Origin of the sequence: Rhodococcus sp. 14-1411-2a (genome assembly GCF_002259485.1) — a bacterium.
Lineage (GTDB): Bacteria > Actinomycetota > Actinomycetes > Mycobacteriales > Mycobacteriaceae > Rhodococcoides.
On the sequence record NZ_NPGA01000014.1, the window covers coordinates 122,599 to 145,745 of the forward strand.

Sequence of the window (23,147 nt, forward strand, 5' to 3'; positions counted from 1 at the left end):
GGTCGTTGTTCTCTCGCGTGATGGTCACAGGCGCTCGATGATGGTGGCGACGCCCATTCCGGCACCGATGCAGAGCGTGATCAGTGCGTAGCGCTCGCCCCGGCGCTCGAGCTCGTCGAGGGCCATTCCGGTGAGCATCGCGCCCGTTGCGCCCAGTGGGTGGCCCATCGCGATCGCGCCACCGTTGACGTTGATGCGCTCGTGGTCGATGTCCAGCTTCTTCGCGTAATTGAGTACCACCGAAGCGAATGCCTCGTTGACCTCGAACACCGCGATGTCGTCGAGAGTGAGCCCCGCCGCAGCCAGTACCTTGTGCGTGGCCGGAACCGGGCCGGTGAGCATCAGCGTCGGGTCCGATCCGGCGACGACCCCGGCCACGACGCGTCCACGCGGGGTCAATCCGCCTGCGCGCCCGGCTTCTTCGGAGCCGATCAGCACCATCGCGGTGCCGTCGACGATGCCGGAGGAGTTCCCGGCGTGGTGGACGTGATCGATGCGCTCGACCTCGGTGTACTTCTGCATCGCGACGGCGTCGAACCCGGCGAGCTCGCCCATCTGGGCGAACGACGGTGTCAGGGCAGCGAGATCGGCCGTGGTGGTCTCGGGTCGCATGATCTCGTCGTGATCGAGCATCAGCCGTCCGTTCGCGTCGAACACCGGGATGACCGACTTCTCGAAGTGGCCCATCGACCAGGCATGCGCCGCACGCTGCTGGCTGCGCACCGCGAAGGCGTCGACCTCGTCGCGGTCGAACCCCTCGATCGTCGCGATGAGGTCTGCATTGACTCCCTGCGGTACGAAGTAGCTGCCGTAGTTGGTCAGCGGGTCGCACGGCCAGGCGCCGCCGTCCGCGCCGAGCGGCACCCGAGACATCGATTCGACGCCGCCTGCGACGATGAGCTGATCCCAACCGGACCGAACACGTTGCGCCGCAGTGTTGACGGCCTCCAGACCCGATCCGCAGAAGCGGTTGAGCTGAACGCCGGCAACGCTGTCCGGCAGGCCGGCAACCATCGCGACGGTTCGGGCGATATCGCAGCCCTGATCGCCGATGGGGGTGACGACACCGAGCACGACGTCGTCGATCAGGGCCGGATCGAGCTGCGAGTGTCGAGAGAGCAACGTGGACAACGTGTTCGCTGCCAGATCGACCGGTTTGACGGTGTGCAGTGAGCCGGAGCTCTTGCCGCGGCCACGTGGGCTGCGAACCGCGTCGTAGAGGAATGCCTCCATGGGGTGCCTTTCTGGGGCAACAAGATTGCCGAGTTCTACAGGGAACGGGAGATGAGGTCTTTCATGACTTCGTTGGCACCGGCGTAGATGCGCGCGATGCGGCCGTCGACGAACATGCGAGCTATGGGGTATTCCTCCATGTAGCCGTACCCACCGAAGAGTTGCAGGCAGCGGTCGACCACCTCGAACTGTCGGTCGGTGGTCCAGTACTTGACCATCGCTGCAGTGGTGACGTCGAGGCTGCCCGAGATGTGCTGTGCCATCGCGTCGTCGACGAAGGTACGCACGACGCGGCCGATGGTGGCGCATTCGGCGATCTCGAACTTGGTGTTCTGCAGATCGAACAATGTCTTGCCGAACGCGTTGCGCGACTTGGTGTATTCGACGGTCTGCGCGACGGCGGCATCGATCATCGCGGCGGCGGCGACGCCGCAGATGAGGCGTTCCTGGGGGAGTTGCTGCATCAATTGCGCGAAGCCGCGGCCTTCTGTTTCGCCCAGGAGATTTGCGGCGGGGACGCGAAGCCCGTCGAAGGTGAGTTCGGCTGTGTCCTGGCCCTTCTGGCCGATCTTGTGCAGCACGCGTCCGCGATGGAAACCCTCGGTGTCGTCGGAAACCTCGGCGACGAGCAGTGACAGTCCACGGGCTCCCGCGGACGGATCGGTCTTGGCGGCGATGATGATCAGATCGCAGTGAGCTCCGTTGGAGATGAACGTCTTTCCGCCGGTCAACACATAGTCGTCGCCGTCACGCACTGCGCGGGTGGTGATGCCCTGCAGGTCCGAGCCGGTGCCCGGTTCGGTCATGGCGATGGCACCGATCCACTCGCCCGAGCACAGCTTCGGCAGCCACTGCTGCTTCTTGTCCTCGGAGGCGTAGGCCAGGATGTAGTGCGGAACGATGCCGCTGTGCACACCGAGCTGCATGGACGAGTCGCCGGAGCGCACCTGCTCGGAGAACAGCACCGCCTCGTGGCGGAAGTCGCCCCCGCCTCCGCCGTACTGCTCGGGTACCGACATGCCGAGCAGTCCGAGACTGCCTGCGGTGCGGTAGACCTCGCGGCTGGGGCGTCCGGCAGCCGCGAACTCCTCGCGGTGGGGCGCGACTTCCTTCTCGAAGAATCCTCGGGCGAGCTGTCGCACGTCGGCGAGCTCGGTGGTGAGGTCGCCGGGGGTGCGGTCTGCGAGTGCAGTCATGGTGGGTCCTTGGCTCGAAGCGCATCTGTGGTTTATTGGCGCTGTGCCAATAATGATGGCGCGGGGTTGCCGCGGATGTCAACCACAGGGTGCTGGCGGGGGACCGCTTCCGGAGCTCTAGCTGTCGACCGAACGCAGCAGTGCCACGTCCGAGACGAGTCGGATGTGGTCGGCCATGGCCCGTCCTGCCTCGGCCGGATCCTGATTGCGCACGGCCTCGGCGATGCGGCGGTGATGCTCGAGCGAGGCCTGGGGGCGGTCGGACTGCGACAGCGATTCGATGCGGGTCTCGCGAATGAGGCCGGCGATTTCCCCCATGAGCCGGGCGAGCAGCGGTGAGTGTGCCGCCTCGGTGATGGCGTGATGGAACAACTCGTCGCCGGAGTCTCCTCGATCGCCGTCGGTGATCTCGGTGGCCATGACGGACACGGCGTGGTCGATCGCGGCCATCTCGGCGTCGCTGCGACGCGTGGCAGCGAGTTCGGCGAGCTTGACCTCGAGTGCCTCGCGGGCCTCGATCACCTCGGGGAGCCGGTCTGCGTGCTCGCGTAGAGCACGAATTGCCATGTCTCCCACAGGCCGTCGTACGAGCACTGCGCCGTCGCCGTGTCGGACCGACAGGATGCCCTGTACTTCGAGGGCGACGAGGGCCTGGCTCAGGGATGCTCGACTGACCCCGAGGTGTCCGGCCAGTTCGCGCTCGGGCGGAAGTCGATCGCCGGGGTTCATCTCGCGGTCGGCGATGTGCTTGCACAGCTGTTCGACGATGACCTCGTACAGCCGTGGTCGGGTCACGGGGCGAATTTGCTCAGCCACTGTGTCACTCGCTCTCTGTTCCTCTGGACCTCCACCCTAGTCGCCGCCATGCGCGTAACGGCGGACACATCGGGGGTTGACAAGTGATCCACTTCACTGGTTGAGTCCCTATTGACTCAGTGGCCAGTCCAATTAGCCACTGGAGATCCTGGGCAACCGCTCGGGTGACACCACAGACGGACCGGAGACCTTCGATGTCGACCGAGTTGATACCCATCCTTGCGCTCGTCGTCATGTTCCTCGCCGCAACCGTGTTCCCCGTGAACATGGGCGCGTTGGGGTTCGTGGCGGCGTTCTTCGTCGGAACACTTGCCGTGGGCATGGGTGCCGACGACATCATTGCCGGCTTCCCGAGCAGTCTGTTCCTCACGCTCGTCGGCATCACCTACCTGTTCGCCATCGCGCAGAACAACGGCACGGTCGACCTGTTGGTCCGCGGAGCCGTTCGACTCGTGGGAGGCCGAGTGGCACTCATCCCCTGGGTGATGTTCGGCATCACCGGAGTCCTGACCTCCATCGGTGCGCTCGGACCGGCCGCGGTGGCCATCGTCGCGCCGATCGCCCTCGGATTCGCCGCGCGCTACAAGATCAACGCCCTGCTCATGGGCATGATGGTCATCCACGGCGCGCAGGCAGGCGGATTCTCGCCCATCAGCATCTACGGCGTCACGGTCAACAACATCGCCGCCAACGCGGGACTCGTCAACAGTCCGCTCACACTCTTCCTCGGCAGCCTGTTCTTCAACGCCGCGATCGGCGCGCTGCTGTTCATGTTCCTCGGTGGCCGCTCCCTCATCGGACGCAGCGTGCACGACGAGGACGGCACGCGTCCCGACGGTGACACCGGCGGAGTCGGCGGTTCGGGTTCGCGGACGGTCATGCGCGGCTTCGGTGCGTCGACGCCTCGTCCGTCCGGTCAGACGGTCACGGTCGAGAACGCGCCACCTCTGGCCACCGCGGTCAAGGCCATCACCTTCGATCAGATTCTCACGCTCGTCGGCCTGGCCTCGCTGGCTCTGTTCGCCCTCGTGCTCGACCTCGACGTCGGATTCATCGCGATGACGGTGGCTGTGATCCTCGCTCTCGCATCGCCCAAGGCCCAGAAGGGCGCGATCAACCAGATCAGTTGGTCGACGGTGCTGCTCATCGGTGGCGTGCTCACGTTCGTCGGGGTGCTGCAGGAAGCCGGAACCGTCGAGTACGTCGGCGATTCGGTCGCCAGCATCGGCATCCCGCTTCTGGTGGCGCTGCTGCTCTGCTACATCGGTGCCATCGTCTCGGCGTTCGCGTCGTCCACCGCGATCCTCGGCGTCACCATCCCGCTGGCGGTTCCGTTCCTGCTCGCCGGTGAGGTGGGAGCCATTGGAGTCATCGTGGCTCTGTCCATCGCATCGACCATCGTCGACGTCAGTCCGTTCTCGACCAACGGAGCCCTGGTGCTCGCCAATGCCCAGGACATCGACCGCGACGTCTTCTACAAGCAGATCCTCAAGTACAGCGCACTGGTGGTGGTCATCGGCCCGCTGATCGCCTGGGCATTGCTGGTCGTACCCGGCTGGATGTAGCGGCACTGCAGCTCAGAACAGACGCTCGATGATGGCGGCACGTGTGTTCGACGTGCCGCCATCACGCGTCTGAGCTGGGCAAAGACGCGTACATCGTTACTTGACATCGCCGTGGTTCGCTGGTCCAATTGAATTGGCTAGGCCACTGGCCCAGTAATCCAATCGGACTTCGGGTCCGGCTCCCACCTCGCTTCGACGTAAGGATCAATTCGATGCCCCTCAACACGACAGGCAGAACCGGACCGCTCGAAGGCACCGTGGTGGTCGATCTGACCCGCGCCCTGGCCGGCCCGCATGCGGCGATGATGCTCGGCGATCTCGGCGCAGACATCATCAAGATCGAGACCCCGAAGGGCGGCGACGACACCCGCGTCTGGGGTCCCCCCTTCGTCACTCCGCGCGATGCCGAGCGCGAGTCGACGTACTTCCTCTCGGCAAATCGCAACAAGCGGTCCATCGCGCTCGACCTCAAGACCGACGACGGCCGAGAAGCGTTGGAGCACATGATCGAACGGGCAGACGTACTGCTCGAGAATTTCCGCACCGGCGTGCTGGACCGCCTCGGTTTCTCACCCGAGCGCATCGCCGAGATCAACCCGCGCACGGTCGTGCTGTCGATCAGCGGCTTCGGTCACGACGGACCCGAGGGCGGCCGCTCCGGCTACGACCAGATCGCCCAGGGTGAGGCCGGGCTGATGTCGTTCACCGGCTCGGGTCCCGAGGACGTCCAGCGCGTCGGCGTCCCCATCGCGGATCTGCTGGCCGGAATGTACGGAGCCTTCGGCGTTCTCGCTGCACTGCGTGAACGCGACCGCACCGGCCGCGGCAAGGTCGTCCGTACCTCGCTGCTCGCCAGCGTCGTCGGAGTGCACGCCTTCCAGGGCACCAAATGGACCGTCGCAGGCGAGGTCGGCGCGGCGCAGGGCAATCACCACCCGTCGATCTGCCCGTACGGCCTGTTCCCGACATCGGATGGCGCAGTGCAGATCTCGGTGGGCAGCGAGGGACTGTGGCATCGGTTCTGCGAGGGCTTCGGCATCGACCCCGATCTGGAAGGCATGGCCACCAACCCGCAACGGGTGAACAGTCGCGACGACGTCATCGAACTGGTGTCCAAGATCTTCCGCACCTACGAGACCGAGCCGCTGCTGGCCCTTCTCGACGAGATCGGTGTTCCCGCAGGCAAAGTGCGCAACGTCCAGGAAGTCTACGAGTGGGAGCAGACCAAATCCCAGGGCCTGCTGGTGGACGTCGAACACGCGACGTTGGGCACGGTGACACTGCCGGGACCGCCACTGCGGTTCTTCGAATCCGACGGCACCGAGGTCACCGAAACCAATCACCTGGCGCCGCCGGTGCTCGGTGCCGACGACGAGCTCGTCCGCGACTGGCTGAAAGAGGCGACACGATGACCAGAATGACCGCCCTCGAACTCCTCGATCTGGTGATCGATCCAGGCAGCTTCGCCCCCTGGGACACCCCGACGGCCGACTACGTCGTCGACGACGAGTACGCGAGCGAACTCGCCGCGGCACGTGAGAAGACCGGCCTGGACGAGTCCGTGCTCACCGGCTCCGCGACCATCCGCGGCCGCAAGGTGGCCATCCTGCTCGGGGAGTTCGCGTTCTTGGCCGGCTCGATCGGGGTCGCGGCGGGCGAGCGCCTGGTCAACGCCGTACACCGGTCGACCGACGAGCGGCTGCCGCTGTTGGCGCTGCCGACGTCCGGCGGAACCCGAATGCAGGAGGGCACGGTCGCGTTCCTGCAGATGGTCAAGATCACCGCCGCGATCACCGCGCACAAGGCGGCGAACCTGCCGTACATCGTCTATCTGCGGCACCCCACCACCGGCGGAGTGTTCGCGTCCTGGGGATCGCTCGGTCACGTCACCGTCGCCGAGCCCGGTGCTCTCGTCGGATTCCTCGGCCCCCGCGTGTACGAGGCGCTCTACGACGCGAAGTTCCCCACCGGTGTGCAGACGTCGGAGAACCTCCAGGCCCACGGGCTCATCGATGCCATCCGTCCGCCCGAACAACTCGGCGAGATCGTCGATCGAGCACTGCGGATCATGACCGACATCCCGCCCTACCGCCCACGCACCGTCGAGGCGCTCGAATGGAAGATCGAGGACGTACCCGCGTGGACGTCCATTCTGGCCTCGCGCAGAGCCGATCGCCCCGGGGTCCGTGAGCTGCTGTTCAGTACCGCGGCAGATGTGCTGCCGCTCAACGGAACCGGCCAGGGCGAGTGGGACCCGGGTCTGATTCTTGCCCTCGTCCGGTTCGGCGACATGCCCTGTGTTCTGCTCGGGCAGGACCGACGCGGTCAGACGACGAAAACGCCGCTCGGTCCGGCAGCGCTCCGCGAGGCTCGACGCGGTATGCGTCTGGCCCAGGATCTGAAGCTTCCGCTCGTCACCGTCATCGACACGGCGGGTGCCGCACTGTCGAAGGAGGCGGAGGAAGGTGGCCTGGCCGGCGAGATCGCACGGTGCATCGCAGACATGGTCGACCTCGAAACCCCCACGCTGTCATTGCTGTTGGGGCAGGGGACCGGCGGCGGCGCACTCGCTCTGGTACCCGCGGACCGCGTTCTCGCCGCTCAGCATGCGTGGCTCTCGCCGCTGCCGCCCGAGGGTGCGTCGGCCATCGTGCACCGCGACACCGCCCATGCCGCGGAGATGGCGACGAAGCAGGGAGTGCGCTCGCTCGATCTGTTCCGGGCCGGCGTTGTCGACATCATCATTCCCGAATTGCCCGACGCGGCAGACGAATCGCAGCAGTTCTGCGACCGGGTGGGTGCGGTACTGCACCGGGAGCTCGCCGAACTGATCGCTCAGGACCCGTCGATGCGGATGATCGCCCGAGAGAAGCGATTCAACAGAATCGGCTTCGCGGCGGCCGCGGTGTAATTCCCGCCGAACTCGAAGTTATGGACGGTTTTCGGCCGAAATGTATCCATAACTTCGAGTTCGGCGGGTGGTCGGGGAGGCTATCGTCGTCCGGGTGGCGGGCAATGCGCGGGATCCGGGGGTGTCGGTGGCCTCGCGGCTGCTCGCGCTTCTGGCTGTGTTCGACGAGAAGACCCCTTCGCTGACGCTGTCCGAACTGGCCGACGGCGCAGGCCTGCCCATCGCCACCGCGCATCGGATGGTGCGTGAACTGGTCGACTGGGGCGCGCTCGTTCGCGGCGAGGACGGCCGCTACGTGGTGGGGCGTCGACTGTGGAAGCTGGGATTGCTGGCACCGGATCAAGCCGATCTGCGGGAGATCGCCTCACCGTTTCTGCACGACATCTACGGCGCGACACTCGCCACGGTGCATCTGGCCATTCGCGACGGCGACCAGGTGCTCTATCTCGACCGGCTTGCCGGGCACGCGTCGGTGCCTGCGGTCAGCCGGGTCGGAGCGCGCCTGCCCCTGTATGCGACCGGAGTCGGCAAGGTGTTGTTGGCCTACGCCCCGCGCGAGGTGCACGATCGCGTGCTGAGGAACCTGACCCGCATCACCTCGTACACGGTGACTCATCCGGGGAAGTTGGACAGCGAACTACGCCGAGTGCATCGCGAGGGGTATGCGCAGACGGTCGAGGAGATGACGCTGGGGGCGTGTTCGGTGGCCGTACCGGTCCGCGGCGAGGGCGAACGAGTGGTGGCGGCGTTGGGCATCGTGGTTCCGAGCATCGGACGAGATCGAGCCAGACTGGTTGCCGCTCTGCAGGTTGCCGCCCGAGGAATCGAGCGAAGTCTGCAGGGATGAGATCGATGTTTTCGCTGAGTGGAAACATGGTCTTGTTCGCGGCCCCGATGCGCGGTGTACTCGATGCATGCGTACACAGGTCGCCATCATCGGTGCAGGGCCCGCGGGTCTGCTGCTGTCCCACCTGCTCGGGGAGCAGGGAATCGACTCCGTTCTGATCGAATCGCGCACGCAGGAGTACGTGCTCTCGCGCATTCGCGCCGGCATCCTCGAACACTCGACGGTTCAGCTGCTCGACGACCACGGCCTGGGGGAGCGGTTGCATCGCGAAGGCCACGAGCATCGCGGAATCTATCTGCAGTGGCCGGAAGAGCGGCACCACATCGACTTTCGCGACCTGGTGGACCGAAGTGTGTGGGTGTACGGGCAGACCGAGGTGACCAAGGATCTCGTTGCGGCCCGGGAGAAAGCAGGACAGCAGATCTTCTACGACGTCTCCGATACCGCGTTGCACGACGTCGAGTCCGACTCCCCGTACGTCACGTTCACCGATGCCTCGGGTACTCCGATGCGGATCGACGCGAATGTCGTTGCCGGGTGCGACGGTTCGTTCGGTCCGAGCCGCGCTGCGATGCCGGACTCGGTGCGCAACACCTGGGAGCGAACGTATCCGTTCTCCTGGCTCGGGGTGCTGGCTGACGTCGCGCCCTCGACCGACGAGCTCATCTATGCCTGGCATCAGGACGGATTCGCGATGCACTCCATGCGATCGTCGACGGTCAGTCGGCTGTACCTGCAGGTGCCGAACGGGACCGACATCGCCACCTGGTCCGACGACCGAATCTGGGATGCGTTGGCACGCAGGCTCGGTCATGGTCAGGACGGTTGGGAGCTCACTCCTGGACCGATCACCGAGAAGAGCGTCTTGCCGATGCGCAGCTACGTGCAGACGCCGATGCGACACGGCAACCTCTTTCTGGCCGGCGACGCCGCGCACATCGTGCCGCCCACCGGGGCGAAGGGCCTCAACCTCGCAGTGGCGGACGTCGCCCTGCTGGCACCGGCACTGACGTCACTGCTGGGCAAGAACGATTCCCGCGCCGCCGATGCCTACAGTGACGACGCACTCCGACGCGTCTGGCGCTGCACGCACTTCTCCTGGTGGATGACGACGATGCTGCATACCGGCGACGACCCGTTCGACGCGCAGTTGCAGCTCTCGCAGTTGAAATGGGTTGCTTCCAGCGAGGCCGGGGCAACGGGACTGGCGGAGAACTACGCCGGTCTGCCGATCGGATTCTGACCTTCGAACTCTGCCGAACTCGAAGTTGTGGACGGAATATGCCCGGAATCCATCCATAACTTCGAGTTCGGCGGGAACTACCGTCGACGATCCAACACGTAGGTCACCGCCACACCGGCGACCAGTCCCCAGAACGGAGCCCCCAGGCCCGCGACGTCGGTTCCGGAGACGGTGACCAGCAGGGTGATCAGCGGCGCGAGTACCGGACGGCCGGTCGAGTCGGAGAATGCGGCGGTGAAGGCTCCGCGCAGTGCCTCGAGCATGGCCAGACCGGCGAGGGCGGCGATGAACGTTGCGGGTACCACTGCCAGTCCGCGCACCAACACCGGTGCCAGTACACCCACGACGACAGCCAGTGCGCCGCAGGTCATTCCGGCGATGTACTGCCGCGACCGTTCACCCACAGCGACGAGCAGTGCGTTGGTGGGACCGGCGAGACACGTCGACACCGCACCGAGCGGTGCGACGAGAAGCGACCACACCCCGCACGCGATGGTGACAGCGGTCATCGGAGGTCGATGGCCCGCGGAGCTCAGGACGGCAGCGCCCTGACCGTTCTGCACCGCGACCACGGTGATGGCGAGCGGTATCACCAACTGCGCCATTGCCGCCCCACTGAACGACGGCGCAACGAGTTCGGGCAGACCGATCAGAGGGAGCTCGGCCGCGGGGCCGGTCAGTGGGGTGTATCCGCCGGTCGCCGCCAGCGCAGCGAGACCGGCCACCAATGCCGCCAGCACCGGAGGTATGCGCCTCGACCAGACATCGGATCGTGTCAGGGCCAACCACGCCACGACCATGGTGCCCGCGACCAGTACGTTCGACGAAACGGACTGCACCAGTCCGGTTCCGAACGACAGGAACGCGCCGGCAACCATCGCCATCACCACACTGTGCGGCAGAAAGGCCATCAGCTTCGCGACGACGCCGGTGGCACCGAGCACGATGATGAGAACCCCGGTCGCGAGATAAGCCCCGACGACTTCGGGCCAGGTCAGCGACGCCAGCGACTGACCGACCAGAACGGTGCCCGGAATGGTCCAGAAAAAGCTCAACGGCATTCGGTACACCCAGCTTGCCACCACGGTGAGAATGCCGTTGAGCACGAACACCCCGAACACCCATGACGCCGTCTGCGCGGCGGTGAGCGAGCCTGCTGCCGCGGCACCCATGATCACCGCAACGGGCCCGGTCGCGCTGAACAGCACGCCGGTCGCCCCTGCACCGACGTACAGCCCGCCGAAGTCCGCGCGCAGAGCACGCAGATTCGGCGGGCGACGTTCCGGTAGGTCGCTCGAGGTCGGCCTCTGGAAAATATCTGTCATTCAGCCACTTTCACCGGTTCTTTGATTGCTGGATCGGATCGACGCAGTGCCCGAACCGCAGGAACGGCTGTGGTGACGAGAGCTCCGAGCAGGGCAACGACGGCGAAGATGTAGAACGCCTGTGAGGACGCGATCCCCGCACCGAGCAGGATACCGCCGAGCAGTGGTCCGAGAATGCCGCCGAGGCGTCCGAAACCGGCGCACCATGCGACGCCCGCCGCCCTGGCGGTCGTTGGGTAGTAATTGGAGACGAAGCCGTAGATCAGCACCTGGGTGCCGATAGCGCCGATTCCGGCACCGGCCACGGCGACGAGCAGTACGCCGAGTGGGAAGTTCAACGTCAACAACACCAACGACAGTGCGGCAAGGCAGAAGGTGGCGGCGATGACGCGCTGTGGTCCGGTCCGATCGGCGACGCGAGAGGCGATCAATCCACCGATGATGGCACCACCGTTGAGCACCAACAGGAATGACAGTGACCCCTTGGCGTTGTATCCGGCCTCGGACATGATCTGCGGGAGCCAAGTATTGAGTCCGTAGGTCAGCAGCAGGCCGGAGAAGCTCATCAACCCGAGGAGTGCCGTCGGGCGCAGCAGTGGTTTGCGGGCGAGCGCGGCGAATCCGACGCGATCGCCGGCGACTGCGGGCTCGGGCTCGGGCATCGGGATTCCGGTCTTCGCGCAGATCTGCTGGGCATCGGCGACGCGTCCGTGCGCCAACAGCCATCGCGGTGATTCCGGCATACGGAGCACCGCGAGGGGCAGCAGGATGACCAGCGGCAGTGCTCCGATCCAGAACAGTCCGCGCCAGCCGATGCTGTCCTGCAGGGCGATTGCGGCTAGAGAAGCCAAAACGCCGCCGGCGGGGATACCGCTGTAGACGATGGCGTTGAACAGATTTCGACGGCCTGCCGGTGCGAACTCGGCGATCATCGCGCCGACCGTGGCGACGAGTCCGCCGACTCCGATTCCGGTGACGAATCGAAGGATTCCGAAAGCGGTGATGTTCTGGGCCAGTGCGGTGGCCCCCATCCCGACCGAGAACCACACGATGCACGTCAGCATCGTGCGCCGACGCCCGATGCGATCGCCGAAGGCTCCGGCCGTCAATGCACCCACCATGACTCCGATGAGAGCGTACGAACCGAGGGCACCGGCCTGCTCGGGGCTGAGAGCACCCAGTTGGGTCGTATCGGCCAGCAGTGTCGGCAGGACGGTTCCGTACACGACGAGGTCGTATCCGTCGAAAACGATTGCTGCGGTGGAGAGTGCGACGATCCAGATCACGCTACGTCGGTGACGGTCACTGGCCCAGCCGGCGGCTGCGCTGCGGGGCGTCGGAATTGTCGGTGAGGTCATCGACTGTCCTTCGGTAGAGGGCCCGTCGTGGCGGGCGAATGCGGCACCCGGTCGGTGCAGTACGGCAAGTGTGTCGCACTGTGCCCTGGGTCACACCGGGTAAATGCCTAGGATCGACCCAGGGTTCGTGCCGAAAAGCGCTGTTGCACAATCATGGTGGCGTGCTCTCGGATGCGCGGGCCGCGGCGAGTTCGGAACGGGATCGAACGCCGAGCTTGGCATAGACACGCGTGAGATGGAATTGCACGGTCTTGACCGACAGGAACAGTTCCGCGGCCACTTCTCGATTGGTCAGACCCGTTGCGACGAGGGTGGATACCGCGTCCTCCTGTGGCGTCAGCGCGTTGTGCGGCCTGTCCTTGAGGATTGCGTGCACTCCACCTGCCTTGAGCTCGCGGTCGCACCGCCGGACGTACGTCGTAGCGCCGAGGGAAAGGTAGTCGTCGCGGGCCGCGGTGACCACCACGTCGGCTTCGCGTCGCTTGCCTGCCCGCCGCAACGTCTGGCCGTAGGCATAGTTCACCCGGGCGCGGTCGTACACCAGGGGCAGTGGCATGAGCGAATCCAGTGCATCCTCGAAAGAGGCTCGTGCAGAATCCATGTCGCCGGTTGCGCCGTGCCATCTACCGCGCGCACACGCGAGCCGGGCATGTGCCGATCGGTGGCCGCGCTCTGCCACCCGGGCTTCGTGGGGGGTGAGGAAGGCATCGGCTTCGTCGAGCCTGCCCTCCACGATCAGCGCGTTGGCGTACACGTCCGGCCAGGCCCAGAAGCCCGGCTCGGAGACGTCGGCGTGTGCCCATTGCTGTGTCAGCGGACTCAGGGCGCGCAGGACACCGGCGTAGTCGGCCCGAGCCTCGGAGATCGCTGCGCGGCCCAGGGCAGTGGGGACGCGCATGATCTCGTAATCTCGAGCGCCGGATTCACCTCGTCGTGAACTCGCCGCGGCGGCATCCCAGTCACCCCGAAGCGCGTGGATCTGCATGGCCGTCCACTGCAGGAGCGGGACGATGAGGGCGGCACCGGAACTGTCGGCCAGGTCGGAGGCGCGCCCGACTATCCGCAGCGCCGCGTCCCATTCTCCGGTGACGAAATACGTGCGGGCCAACCAGGCGTTGGCCCACAGTGCGATTCGGGTGGAGCCGCCGAGGAAGTCCGTCGGTGCCGCGGCTTCCAGTTCGGACCTCGCCAGCTCCACCGAGTCGGTGGCCAGGTGCAGCCAGCCGGCACCCATTTGCACTCGCTGTCCCACGGCTCCGGTACCGGCCTGTCCCCACAGATCCTCGTAGCTGGCCAATGCTTCTGCGACGCGGCCGGTTCCGGCCAGGCCGAGCCCCCGGATGGCCTGTGCTTCGACGGCAGTCGGATGGTCCGAGCCGACGAGTTCGACGGCGCGGTCGGCCCAGTACACCAGTGCGCCGCCGTCGCAACGGGCGAGATTGTGCAGTACCTGGCGATGACAGATGACGGCGGCGACGTCGCGATCGTGGCGGGTTCGGACGAGCTGCCACGCCCGTGTCAATCGGGCGTCGGCCTCCTGCGGGCGGCCCCGCAGAATTGCGAGATAGCCGAGAACGGCGTTGCGGCTCGGTGTTTCGTGCAGACTCTCGATCTCGGCGATGTAGTCCGATGCTCCGCGAACGTCACCGGCACCGATGAGGGCGTCGACGCCGCGCACGAGTCGATCCTCGCGCAGGCCTGCGTCGCCGGACGCTCGGCTCGAGAGCATGAAGAGCCTGGCAGCGGTAGCCCATTCTCCGGTCCGCGCGCGTTCTGCGGCAAGTGATTCGAGCTCGCCGGCCATGTGCGGCTCGGGTAGGAGCGCCGCCTCGGCGCGGTGTGCAAGCCGATCGGCCGGGTCGGATTCGGCGGACGCCGCGGCTCGATGGACGTCGGCGACGCCGGTTCTGCTCATGGTGGCCAGTACGGCTGCGCGAATCATCCCGTCCGGGCACTCGAGCAGAGTGACACCCGATCGACGGCGCACGAGAACAAGACCCAATGCCTCCGCCAGATCGAGTGCAGCACTGGGATCGTCGATCTCTGCTACCTCGCACACCGTCGAGACCGGTCGAGCGCCATCGAGCACGGCCACGGCCTGCACCAACCGAAGAGTCTCCGCGGAGCTCTCGCTCAGTGCCGCTCGCACCGATGCCTGCACGTACTCGGGTGCGGGTAGTTCGGGCCGCACGCCCGTCCACATGTGGCCGGGCAGTTCGGACAGCAGCGCCGACACCTGTTTCGGGCGGCCACCCGTGTGCGCGGTCAGGTGCGCGGCCGACGACGGTGAGAGTATGACGCCGCGCAGCGCAGCGAGTTCTGCGACGTTGTGGCTTCCCAGCGGTTCGACGACGAACCGGGTATCGGCTGCGCGATCGAGTATGTCGTGCGATTCGATGCTCCCCGCGGGCAGAACTCGACGGATGCACACCACGGCAATCTTCGAGTCGCGGTGGCGTCGGACGGTAGAGGCAAGCACGCGAAGCGAATCCGCGTCGGCGTCCTGAGCGTCGTCGATCAACACGGCGGTCACCGAGGGTCCGTTGCTGCCTGCGATTCGCTCCGGCAGCGTCCGGCCGTCGGCGACGTCGATCTCGGGAAAGCACTGATGCGCGATCTCCCACGGTCTGCTCGTCTCCCACGGTACGGCGGACACCTGCCGGACGCGCGGGCGAGGCTCGGCCGCGTCGAGGCGGGCAGCCAGCTCTCGCAGCACAGCGGTCTTGCCGACACCCGCCGCGCCGTCCACGACGACGAACCTCGATCGGGCGTCGGCGTCCTGCACCTCGTCCACCAGCGCATCGAGCAGCTCGCCACGGGCAACGAGCGGCGCGGGGGACATGAGCTCACCGTAGCGGTGACGTGCGGGTACGTCCGGCAATCGAACCGACATCGCGCACACTCAGCCCGGGTCGCCGCCGGCGACGGGGAGCACCGTACCGGTGATGTACGACGCCTCGTCGGAAGCCAGGAAGCAGATCGCCGCGGCCTGCTCGTCCAGCGTCCCGTAGCGCTTGAGCAGGGACGAGTCGACGGTCTGATCGACGATGGCCTGGTACCACTGCTGTTCCTGATCGGTGCTCGGCGCAGGTCCGCGAGCGACGCGGCGCGGCGGTGCCTCGGTCCCTCCGGGCGCGGTCGCGACCACCCTGACCCCGTGCGGAGCCGCCTCCAGTGCGAGTGCGGAGGTGATGGCGTTGACTCCACCCTTGGCTGCGGCGTAGGGAACTCGGTGCACTCCGCGGGTCGCGACCGAGGAGACGTTGACGATGGTTCCGGTGCCTTTCGAGATCATGTGCGGGATCACCGCGCGACACGACCAGAGTGTGGGGAACAGCGAGCGCGAGATCTCCTTCTCGACCTGCTCCGGTGGGTATTCCGCGAACGGCTTCGCCCAGATGGTCCCGCCCACCACGTGGATCGACACGTCCACTCGTCCGTGCGCTGCCAGCGCCGCGTCCACTGCGCTCGACGCACCGGCCCACGTTTCGAGATCGGCCAGCACACTGGATGATTCGGTGCCGTCGCGGCCGAGCTCGGCGCTCAGTTCTTCGACGAGTTCGGATCGATCGGCCAGCATCAGGGTGCCGCCCTCCGCGGCGATCCTGCGTGCGACGCACTCTCCGATGCCCTGCGCCGCACCGGTGATCAGGACGACCTTCCCGGCGAACCGGCCCGGGCTGACGAATCTGGGCCGCTTGCTCGCGGCGGAGTCGTGCATGGCGCGCTTCATCGTGGTCTTGGAGCGGTCGGCATGGTCGGCGATCAAGGTGCGGGCGCGTTCTCGGTCGCCTGCCTCGAAAGCGTCGACGATGTCGAGGTGATCCTGGGCGCACAACGGGTCACACCACGTCGCATTGCGGAGCACGTCCTCCATTGCAGCTTCGACCCCGAGGGCCCGATATGCCTGCAGCAGATGCTCGTTGCGTGTCTGGGTGAACAGGTAGTCGTGGAAGGCGGCGTTGGTTTCGGTGTACGCGGCGGCGTCGACGAAGCGATCGCCGTCCACGTAGCGCGTGGTGGCCTCCGCGAGCAATCGGTAGCCCGCGATCTGCTGGGAGCTGAGCCTGCCGATGACCAACTCCAGTGCGCCGAGTTCGAGTGCGCGTCGGGCCTCGAACACCGCATCGGATTCGTGCACCGAAGGATGTTCCTCGCCGATCTCGTAGTCGACGGTGGGTGCGGCAGGCTCGACCCGGTCGAACAACGGCTCGATATCTCGGTCCGGCCATATGCGTTGACCGGCGACCGACTGGGCATCGGGTGTGACGGCGAGACCGTCCGATGCCTCGTCGAGGGGGTCGGCATTACCGGTGCCGTGGGAGACGATGCGCTGGCGGGCGATCGAGGTGATGGCAAGGGCTTCGTCGCTCGCCGAGATCGCAGTGCCGGCGCGGAGGGGATTCTCGTCGCGAGCATCGAAGAGCGTTTGGCCGCAGACGGATCGAGCGTCGGTGGCAGGCCGGTCCTCGGTGACGAGGTCGTGCTCCTCCGCACCCGTCGCGGGAACCCGTTCGACCGCAACGGGCGTGGTGTCCGCTGCAGTCGGCTTCTCGACGGGATCAGGACGCTCGACGGCCGGGGCAGACGGTGCGAACTTCTCGTAGTAGAAGCCGGTCGGTTCGATTCCCGACTCGGCGAAGTGCGCACGCACGGCCTCCACCATCGGCGGAGGACCGCACAGGTAGACGGCAACATCGCCGTCGTACAGGTGTTCCTCCCTCAGCAGCGACGTGACATAGCCCTTGTTCGCGGCCGTGCTGTTCGGATCCGACACACAGTGATCGAAAGTGAACGCATCGAGTTGCGAGGCGAGTGCGGCCAGCTCGTCGAGGAGTACGACGTCCTCGTCGGTGCTGACGCCGTAGACCAGATGCACAGGACGCGAGGATGATTCGGCCGCCAAGGTGCGCAGAATCGACAGGATGGGAGCCAAGCCGGTTCCGCCGGCCAACAGCAGCGCGGGCCGTTGCGCTTCCCGAAGGAAGAAGCTGCCGTGCGGCCCGGTGAACGAGATCTTGTCCCCGACGGCTGCGGCGTCGGCCAGGTAGGTCGACATCGACCCGTCGGGGGTCAGCTTCACCAGGAACTCGAGCTCGTCGGATCCGGACACGCAGCTGAACGAGTACGACCGGGTCTGCACCGACCCGGGCACGGTGATGTTGACGTACTGGCCCGGTAGGAAGGTGAGTTCGTCGCCCTGCGGTGCCTCGACGGCCAGGCGGACCGTCGTCGGTGAGAGTCGATCGACTGCGGTGACCACGGTTTCGTGCGTCGCCGCTCGGGTTTTCGCAACCGCGGAGGTGCTGGCGATCTGGAGTACGAGGTCGGACTTCGGAGTCATGCTGCACGGCAGGCAGTAGCCCTGCTCCGATTCGCCGGCGCTGAGCGCGTCGTCGAGGTACGTGCCGCCGTCGAAGTCGCCGGATTCGCACAGTGCCTTGCAGGTTCCGCACGCCCCGTCCCGGCAGTCGAGGGGGATGTTGATTCGCGACCGATAGGCGGCGTCGGCGACGGTCTGGCCGTCGGAACAGGTGATGAATCGGGTGACGCCGTCCTCGAAGGACAGTGCGACGGAATGGCTCACGAGGGGTCTCCTTTCCTGATCAGAAGTGATAGATGTCGACGACGTGGTGGATGTAGTCGTTCTTGAGCACCACGGTCTTGCGGCGGATCAGCGGGGATTCGCCCGAGAAGTCGATGGTGTAGAAGGACGTCCCGTAGTACGGATCGATCGTCTTGTACCGGAAGTACATCGTGTGCCAGTTGAAACGCACATCGACCAGGTCGCCTCGGCGTTCGATCACCTCGACGTTGCTGATGTTGTGACTCGTGCGCGGCTCGGGAATCGAGGTGGCACTGGAGCGCTCGGTGCGGATGCGGAACACCCGGTCCTCGAGGCCACCCTTGTTCTCGTAGTAGATCAGCGAGATGTCGGTCTGCGGATCCTCGGTGAGCAGATCGTCGTCGCCCCAGCAGGGCATCCAGTACTCGACGTCGTCGGCGTAGCAGGTGAGCCAGAGTTCGAACTCCCGGTCGTCGAGGTATCGGGCCTCGCGGTAGAGGAACTGCTCGATCGCGCTCTGCGTGATGCGAGTTTCGGTGGAGGTCATGTCATTTCACCCGGCTCTCGGTAGCTGTCCTGTCGATGGCAGCGAGCAGGGTGCTGCGCCAGTAGCCGTGCTGAACGGGGAAGAGTCCCTCGTCTTCGTTCTTGACTCCCGCGGAGATCACCCCGTGCATGTCCAGTGCCTCGGCCACTGGATCCGGCCCGGTCAGCCAGTGCTCGGCACCGCGGCTCATGTCGTTCCACGGCGCATTGGTCGCCTGGAACGTCAGCTGGCAGGAGCGGAATTCCTCCAAGTCGTCGGGGGTGGCCATGCCGGAAGCGTTGAAGAAGTCCTCGTACTGCCGAATGCGGTGCGAGCGAGCAGATTTCGATTCACCCTTGGGTGCGATGCAGTAGATGGTGACCTCGGTCTTGTTCGGCGCGATCGGGCGGAAGTGCCTGATCTGGGTGCTGAACTGATCCATCAGGTAGACGTTCGGGTAGAGGCACAGGTTGCGTGAGCCCTTCACCATGAATTCGCCCTTGGCATCGCCGAACTGCTCCTTGAGCGCATCCATCTGGTCCCACAGCGGCCGATCCTGGGGGTTGGCGGCCCACGTCCACAGGCACAGGTGCCCGTTGGGGTAGGACCAGTAGCCGCCACCGGACTTGCCCCAGCCGCCTGCGTCGAGGGCCTTGGTGGTGTTCTTCGATTCGCCGTTGTTGCGCCGCGAGGTGGTCGCGGCATAGTTCCAGTGCACGGCACTGACGTGATATCCGTCGGCACCGTTCTCGGCCTGCACCTTCCAGTTGCCGTCGAAGGTGTAGGTCGAGGACCCCCGCAGTACTTCGAGACCGTCCGGTGATTGATCGACGAGCATGTCGATGACCTTGGTGGTGTCGCCGAGGTGCTCGGCGAGCGTCGAGACGTCGTCGTTCAGGCTGGCGAACAGGAACCCTCGGTAGCTCTCGAACCTCGGCACCTTGGTGAGGTTGTGCGAGCCGTCGACATCGAACGTGTCCGGATAGCCGGCACCCTCGGGATCCTTGACCTTGAGGAGTGTGCCGTCGTTGCGGAAAGTCCAGCCGTGGAACGGGCATGTGAGGGTGGGGCGATTGTCGGTCTTCCGGCGGCACAGCATCGCGCCACGGTGCGCACAGGCGTTGATCAGGCAGTGCAGCTCCCCGTCCTTGTCGCGGGTGATGACCACCGGCTGACGACCCATGTGCACGGTGAAGTAGTCACCGTTGTTCGGAATCTGGCTCTCGTGGGCGATGTAGATCCAGTTGCCCTCGAAGATGTGCTTCATCTCGAGCTCGAAGATCTCCTCGTCGGTGAAGATGCTCCGATTGGCTCGATAGATGCCGGCGTCGGCATCGTCGATCACCGCTCCGTCGATGGCGGCGTGCGCCTGATCCAAGATTTCCGTCATGGTCGTGTCCTCGCTGTCGTTCGATTCCGCGGCGGTGCAAGTCGCGTGGCGGTTGTCTCCGACTCTGACACCGAGTGGCATCGGTCACACCAGGGCTTTGTCTAGGCTCGACCAGGGTGCCTATTGATCGCGTCCACTTATCAATCGACCGGAAATAGGTCTTTGCCGTCGATGGATGTGCGGCTTACTGTGGGCAGGGTCACGCCGAGGAGTACATCGGCTCGGAACGCAATATCGGAGAGGAAGTCACCGTGGAGCTGCGGCACCTGTATCAGTTCGTGGCGGTGGCCGAGACGTGCCACTTCGGTCAGGCTGCCAAGCGCCTGCATCTGGCGCAGCCGGCGCTCTCCCAGTCGGTTCGTCAACTCGAGGCAGAACTCGGCGTCACGCTGCTCACTCGCACCACACGGCAGGTCAGCCTGACGCCCGCGGGCGAGTTCTTCTACCGCGAGACGGTCCGAAACCTGGAGTACATCGAGCGAAGCACCCACGGTGTTCGACGCATCGCCGAGGGGCGCTACGGGCTGGTTCGTATCGGTTTCACCGGTACCGCTGCCTTCGATCAGCTGCCGCCGATCGCCAGAGCGATCAAGCAGCGCCTGCCCGGCCTCGCACTCGAGGTGCACGGGGATCTGCTCACTCCCGCTCAGGTGGAGGGGCTGCGCTCCGAACAACTCGACGTGGCGGTACTGCGGCCGCCGGTGGCGGGCGACGATCTGGTCATCCGCACCATCACCACCGAATCTCTTTTGCTGGCAGTGCCCGTCGACCATCGGTACGCCGCCGAGGCCGCACTCGAGGTAGCAGACCTCGCCTACGAGGACTTCGTGATGTACGCGGACTCGCATTCGGTGGTCAACGAGGCAGTTCTACGTAGTTGCCGCGCAGCGGGTTTCAGCCCCCGACGTGAGCACGAGGCCCCCGACACGTCCGTGTTGCTGGCCCTGGTCGCTGCCGGGCTCGGGGTGGCGCTCGTTCCGGAATCCGTCCGAGCACTGCAACTCACCGGGGTCGTCTTCCGGGACATCGCGGGCGCAAGCACCATAGATCTGGCATTGGCCTGGCATCGCGACCGACCGTCGGCCCTCGTCGACGCATTGGTCGGCGCTCTCGAAGAGGCCGGGGTCCTGCCCCGCGTCGACACACTTTCTCCACCACCCGACCCGAAGGCAGTTCTATGAAGATCGTTGCAGTCGAGGCGATTCCGTACAGCATTCCGTATGTCAAGCCGTTGAAGTTCGCCAGCGGAGAGGTGCATGCCGCCGATCACGTGCTGGTTCGAGTGCACACCGACGACGGTATCGTCGGCACCGCAGACGCGCCCCCACGTCCCTTCACCTACGGCGAAACTCAGCGCGGAATCGTCGCGGTAGTCGGAAGCCTTTTCACCCCTGCAGTTCTCGGACTCACCCTGCTCGATCGGGAAGTGATCCGCTCCAGGCTGACCCGCACCGTGGGCAACCCGGTGGCGAAGGCTGCGATCGACATGGCCGTCTGGGACGCGCTCGGCCGCACCCTCGACCTGTCCGTCACGGAGATGCTCGGCGGATACACCGACCGGATGCGGGTGAGCCATATGCTCGGATTCGACACTCCTGCAGCGATGGTCGACGAGGCGACTCGAATGCGCGAGACCTACGGAATCGAGGTGTTCAAGATCAAGGTCGGTCGCCGACCCGTAGCCCTCGACACCGCCGTCGTGCGCGCGCTCAGGGAAGGTCTCGGCGAGGGCGTCGAACTGTACGTCGACGGCAATCGCGGCTGGACTGCTGCAGAATCGGCACGCGCCATGAAGGACATGGCCGATCTCGGACTCACCCTTGCCGAGGAACTGTGCCCGGCCGACGATGTTCTCGGTCGCCGCTGGCTGGTGCAGCAACTCGATGTCCCCTTCGTCGCAGACGAATCGGCCACCACGCCTGCCGAAGTGACTCGCGAGATCCTCGGGGGATCGGCGACGGCGGTCAGCATCAAGACCGCCCGCACCGGGTTCACCGACTCGACGCGCATCCATCACCTGTGCGAGGGCCTCGGCCTGGATGTGGTGATGGGCAATCAGATCGACGGTCAACTCGGCTCGGCCTGCACCGTTGCCTTCGGGGCCGCCTTCGACCTGACGTCGCGTCGAGCCGGGGAACTTTCGAACTTCCTCGACATGAGCGACGACCTGGTGACCGAGCCGCTCGAGATCCGCGACGGAGAACTCACCGTCCCCACCGGTTCCGGTCACGGCATCGACATCGACCCTCACAAACTCTCCACCTACCGCATCGACACCTAGCCCCGAGAACGAGGAGTTTCACCATGAGTATCGACCACGCAGCATCGACAGATCTGTCCGCGGAGGTGGCCACCGCCGCCGCGTCCGGCGCGAACGCCACCCAGCGCTTCACCTCCGACAAGCAGGCCGCTGCCGACACCCCACCCGAGCGCGTGAGTCTGCTTGCTCGCCAGGTCATTTCGGCGATCCACGACACCGTCCGCGAACACAAGGTCACGTACGACGAGTACAACGCCCTCAAGGCATGGCTGATCAACGTCGGGCAGACCGGAGAGTGGCCGCTCTTCCTCGACGTATGGGTGGAACACGTCGTCGAGGAGGTGGCCGGAGAGTCCCGCGAGGGCAGCAAGGGCACCATCGAGGGCCCCTACTACGTTCCCGATGCACCCGAACTCGGTTCCGCGGCGATCCTTCCCACCCGCGACGGCGAGAAAGGCACCCCGCTGCTGTTCAAGGGGCAGGTGCGCGGCGTCGACGGGGCCGCGCTGCCCCATGCAGTCATCGAGATCTGGCATGCCGACGCCGACGGCTTCTACTCGCAGTTCGCACCAGGCATCCCGGAGTGGAACCTGCGCGGCACGGTCACTGCAGATGATCAGGGGCAGTTCTGGATTCACACGATGAAGCCTGCGCCGTACCAGATTCCGACCGACGGAGCGTGCGGAAACCTGATCTCGGCTGCCGGTTGGCATCCGTGGCGTCCCGCGCACCTGCACCTCAAGGTCGCGGCAGCAGGTCATCAGCAGATCACCACCCAGCTCTATTTCCCCGGTGACGCCCACAACGACGACGACGTCGCGAGTGCGGTCAAGCCCGAGCTCATTCTCGACCCGCACGACGTCGACGGCGGACAGGAAGTCACCTACGACTTCGTTCTCGACAAGGCCTGA

At 65.7% G+C, this 23,147-nt stretch carries 17 protein-coding genes; 8 read left to right on the plus strand and 9 right to left on the minus strand.

The genetic code is table 11. From position 1 onward, the window contains the following. Nucleotides 1-24: 24 nt before the first annotated feature. The 3 genes from CH291_RS11495 to CH291_RS11505 all read right to left on the minus strand — a co-directional run bounded on the left by CH291_RS11495 (nt 25) and on the right by CH291_RS11505 (nt 3,245). On the minus strand, nt 25-1,233 hold the full coding sequence (locus tag CH291_RS11495; protein ID WP_094687528.1) for an acetyl-CoA C-acetyltransferase: 1,209 nt from the start codon (nt 1,231-1,233) through the stop codon (nt 25-27). A gap of 35 nt (nt 1,234-1,268) precedes the next feature. After that, nucleotides 1,269-2,429: an acyl-CoA dehydrogenase family protein gene (locus tag CH291_RS11500; RefSeq protein ID WP_094687529.1), complete on the minus strand. Its 1,161-nt coding sequence runs from the start codon at nt 2,427-2,429 to the stop codon at nt 1,269-1,271. 117 nt (nt 2,430-2,546) lie between these two features. Next, the gene (locus tag CH291_RS11505) at nt 2,547-3,245 is read right to left on the minus strand and encodes a FadR/GntR family transcriptional regulator (RefSeq protein WP_094638861.1); all 699 of its coding nucleotides are present in this window, start codon (nt 3,243-3,245) and stop codon (nt 2,547-2,549) included. Between the two features lie 194 nt (nt 3,246-3,439). On the opposite strand from CH291_RS11505, the gene CH291_RS11510 reads away from it, so the two are divergent. From CH291_RS11510 to CH291_RS11530, 5 genes are all read left to right on the plus strand, one after another. Continuing rightward, nucleotides 3,440-4,810: an SLC13 family permease gene (locus tag CH291_RS11510; protein WP_068054349.1), complete on the plus strand. Its 1,371-nt coding sequence runs from the start codon at nt 3,440-3,442 to the stop codon at nt 4,808-4,810. Nucleotides 4,811-5,022: 212 nt separating this feature from the next. Beyond that, nucleotides 5,023-6,222, plus strand: coding sequence for a CaiB/BaiF CoA transferase family protein (locus CH291_RS11515; RefSeq protein WP_094687530.1), 1,200 nt, complete (start codon nt 5,023-5,025; stop codon nt 6,220-6,222). Further along, nucleotides 6,219-7,721, plus strand: a complete 1,503-nt coding sequence (locus CH291_RS11520) for a carboxyl transferase domain-containing protein (protein WP_094687531.1) — start codon at nt 6,219-6,221, stop codon at nt 7,719-7,721. Before CH291_RS11515 ends, CH291_RS11520 begins: the two co-directional genes overlap by 4 nt. Nucleotides 7,722-7,815: 94 nt before the next feature. After that, on the plus strand, nt 7,816-8,568 hold the full coding sequence (locus CH291_RS11525; RefSeq protein ID WP_094687721.1) for an IclR family transcriptional regulator: 753 nt from the start codon (nt 7,816-7,818) through the stop codon (nt 8,566-8,568). Nucleotides 8,569-8,635: 67 nt separating this feature from the next. Then, on the plus strand, nt 8,636-9,811 hold the full coding sequence (locus CH291_RS11530) for a 4-hydroxybenzoate 3-monooxygenase (protein WP_094638858.1): 1,176 nt from the start codon (nt 8,636-8,638) through the stop codon (nt 9,809-9,811). A 77-nt stretch (nt 9,812-9,888) separates the two neighbouring features. Here the strand turns inward: CH291_RS11530 and CH291_RS11535 are convergent, their stop codons facing one another. From CH291_RS11535 to benA, 6 genes are all read right to left on the minus strand, one after another. Next, the gene (locus CH291_RS11535) at nt 9,889-11,136 is read right to left on the minus strand and encodes a benzoate/H(+) symporter BenE family transporter (RefSeq protein ID WP_143545918.1); all 1,248 of its coding nucleotides are present in this window, start codon (nt 11,134-11,136) and stop codon (nt 9,889-9,891) included. Then, a complete protein-coding gene (locus CH291_RS11540; RefSeq protein ID WP_094687532.1) occupies nt 11,133-12,494 on the minus strand; it encodes an MFS transporter in 1,362 nt (453 codons plus the stop codon). The genes CH291_RS11535 and CH291_RS11540 overlap by 4 nt, the downstream gene beginning before the upstream one ends. 151 nt (nt 12,495-12,645) lie before the next feature. Then, complete coding sequence (locus CH291_RS11545) at nt 12,646-15,336, minus strand: LuxR C-terminal-related transcriptional regulator (RefSeq protein ID WP_094687722.1); 2,691 nt, start codon at nt 15,334-15,336, stop codon at nt 12,646-12,648. 60 nt (nt 15,337-15,396) lie between these two features. Continuing rightward, nucleotides 15,397-18,111 (minus strand): benzoate 1,2-dioxygenase electron transfer component BenC, encoded by a 2,715-nt coding sequence (gene benC, locus CH291_RS11550; RefSeq protein WP_218829031.1) that lies wholly within the window; start codon nt 18,109-18,111, stop codon nt 15,397-15,399. Beyond that, complete coding sequence (gene benB / locus CH291_RS11555; protein ID WP_094638854.1) at nt 18,101-18,607, minus strand: benzoate 1,2-dioxygenase small subunit; 507 nt, start codon at nt 18,605-18,607, stop codon at nt 18,101-18,103. Before benB ends, benC begins: the two co-directional genes overlap by 11 nt. Before the next feature lies 1 nt (nt 18,608). Further along, nucleotides 18,609-19,976 carry a benzoate 1,2-dioxygenase large subunit gene (gene benA / locus CH291_RS11560; RefSeq protein WP_094687723.1) on the minus strand — a complete coding sequence of 456 codons (1,368 nt, stop codon included), beginning with the start codon at nt 19,974-19,976 and terminating at the stop codon, nt 18,609-18,611. A 251-nt stretch (nt 19,977-20,227) separates the two neighbouring features. On the opposite strand from benA, the gene CH291_RS11565 reads away from it, so the two are divergent. From CH291_RS11565 to catA, 3 genes are read left to right on the plus strand one after another with little or no spacing between them, the layout of a single operon-like run. Then, complete coding sequence (locus CH291_RS11565) at nt 20,228-21,157, plus strand: LysR family transcriptional regulator (protein WP_094687534.1); 930 nt, start codon at nt 20,228-20,230, stop codon at nt 21,155-21,157. Further along, nucleotides 21,154-22,257 carry a mandelate racemase/muconate lactonizing enzyme family protein gene (locus tag CH291_RS11570; protein WP_094687535.1) on the plus strand — a complete coding sequence of 368 codons (1,104 nt, stop codon included), beginning with the start codon at nt 21,154-21,156 and terminating at the stop codon, nt 22,255-22,257. The genes CH291_RS11565 and CH291_RS11570 overlap by 4 nt, the downstream gene beginning before the upstream one ends. Nucleotides 22,258-22,280: 23 nt before the next feature. Further along, nucleotides 22,281-23,147, plus strand: a complete 867-nt coding sequence (gene catA / locus CH291_RS11575; RefSeq protein WP_068054380.1) for a catechol 1,2-dioxygenase — start codon at nt 22,281-22,283, stop codon at nt 23,145-23,147.

Excerpts from the sequence above, each read along its gene's own strand:
- CH291_RS11495 (WP_094687528.1), bottom strand. The coding sequence starts at position 1,233 with ATGGAGGCATTCCTCTACGACGCGGTTCGCAGCCCACGTGGCCGCGGC.
- CH291_RS11500 (WP_094687529.1), bottom strand. The coding sequence starts at position 2,429 with ATGACTGCACTCGCAGACCGCACCCCCGGCGACCTCACCACCGAGCTC.
- CH291_RS11510 (WP_068054349.1), top strand. The coding sequence starts at position 3,440 with ATGTCGACCGAGTTGATACCCATCCTTGCGCTCGTCGTCATGTTCCTC.
- CH291_RS11515 (WP_094687530.1), top strand. The coding sequence starts at position 5,023 with ATGCCCCTCAACACGACAGGCAGAACCGGACCGCTCGAAGGCACCGTG.
- CH291_RS11520 (WP_094687531.1), top strand. The coding sequence starts at position 6,219 with ATGACCAGAATGACCGCCCTCGAACTCCTCGATCTGGTGATCGATCCA.
- CH291_RS11530 (WP_094638858.1), top strand. The coding sequence starts at position 8,636 with ATGCGTACACAGGTCGCCATCATCGGTGCAGGGCCCGCGGGTCTGCTG.
- CH291_RS11535 (WP_143545918.1), bottom strand. The coding sequence starts at position 11,136 with ATGACAGATATTTTCCAGAGGCCGACCTCGAGCGACCTACCGGAACGT.
- CH291_RS11540 (WP_094687532.1), bottom strand. The coding sequence starts at position 12,494 with ATGACCTCACCGACAATTCCGACGCCCCGCAGCGCAGCCGCCGGCTGG.
- CH291_RS11545 (WP_094687722.1), bottom strand. The coding sequence starts at position 15,336 with ATGTCCCCCGCGCCGCTCGTTGCCCGTGGCGAGCTGCTCGATGCGCTG.
- benB (WP_094638854.1), bottom strand. The coding sequence starts at position 18,607 with ATGACCTCCACCGAAACTCGCATCACGCAGAGCGCGATCGAGCAGTTC.
- benA (WP_094687723.1), bottom strand. The coding sequence starts at position 19,976 with ATGACGGAAATCTTGGATCAGGCGCACGCCGCCATCGACGGAGCGGTG.
- CH291_RS11570 (WP_094687535.1), top strand. The coding sequence starts at position 21,154 with ATGAAGATCGTTGCAGTCGAGGCGATTCCGTACAGCATTCCGTATGTC.
- catA (WP_068054380.1), top strand. The coding sequence starts at position 22,281 with ATGAGTATCGACCACGCAGCATCGACAGATCTGTCCGCGGAGGTGGCC.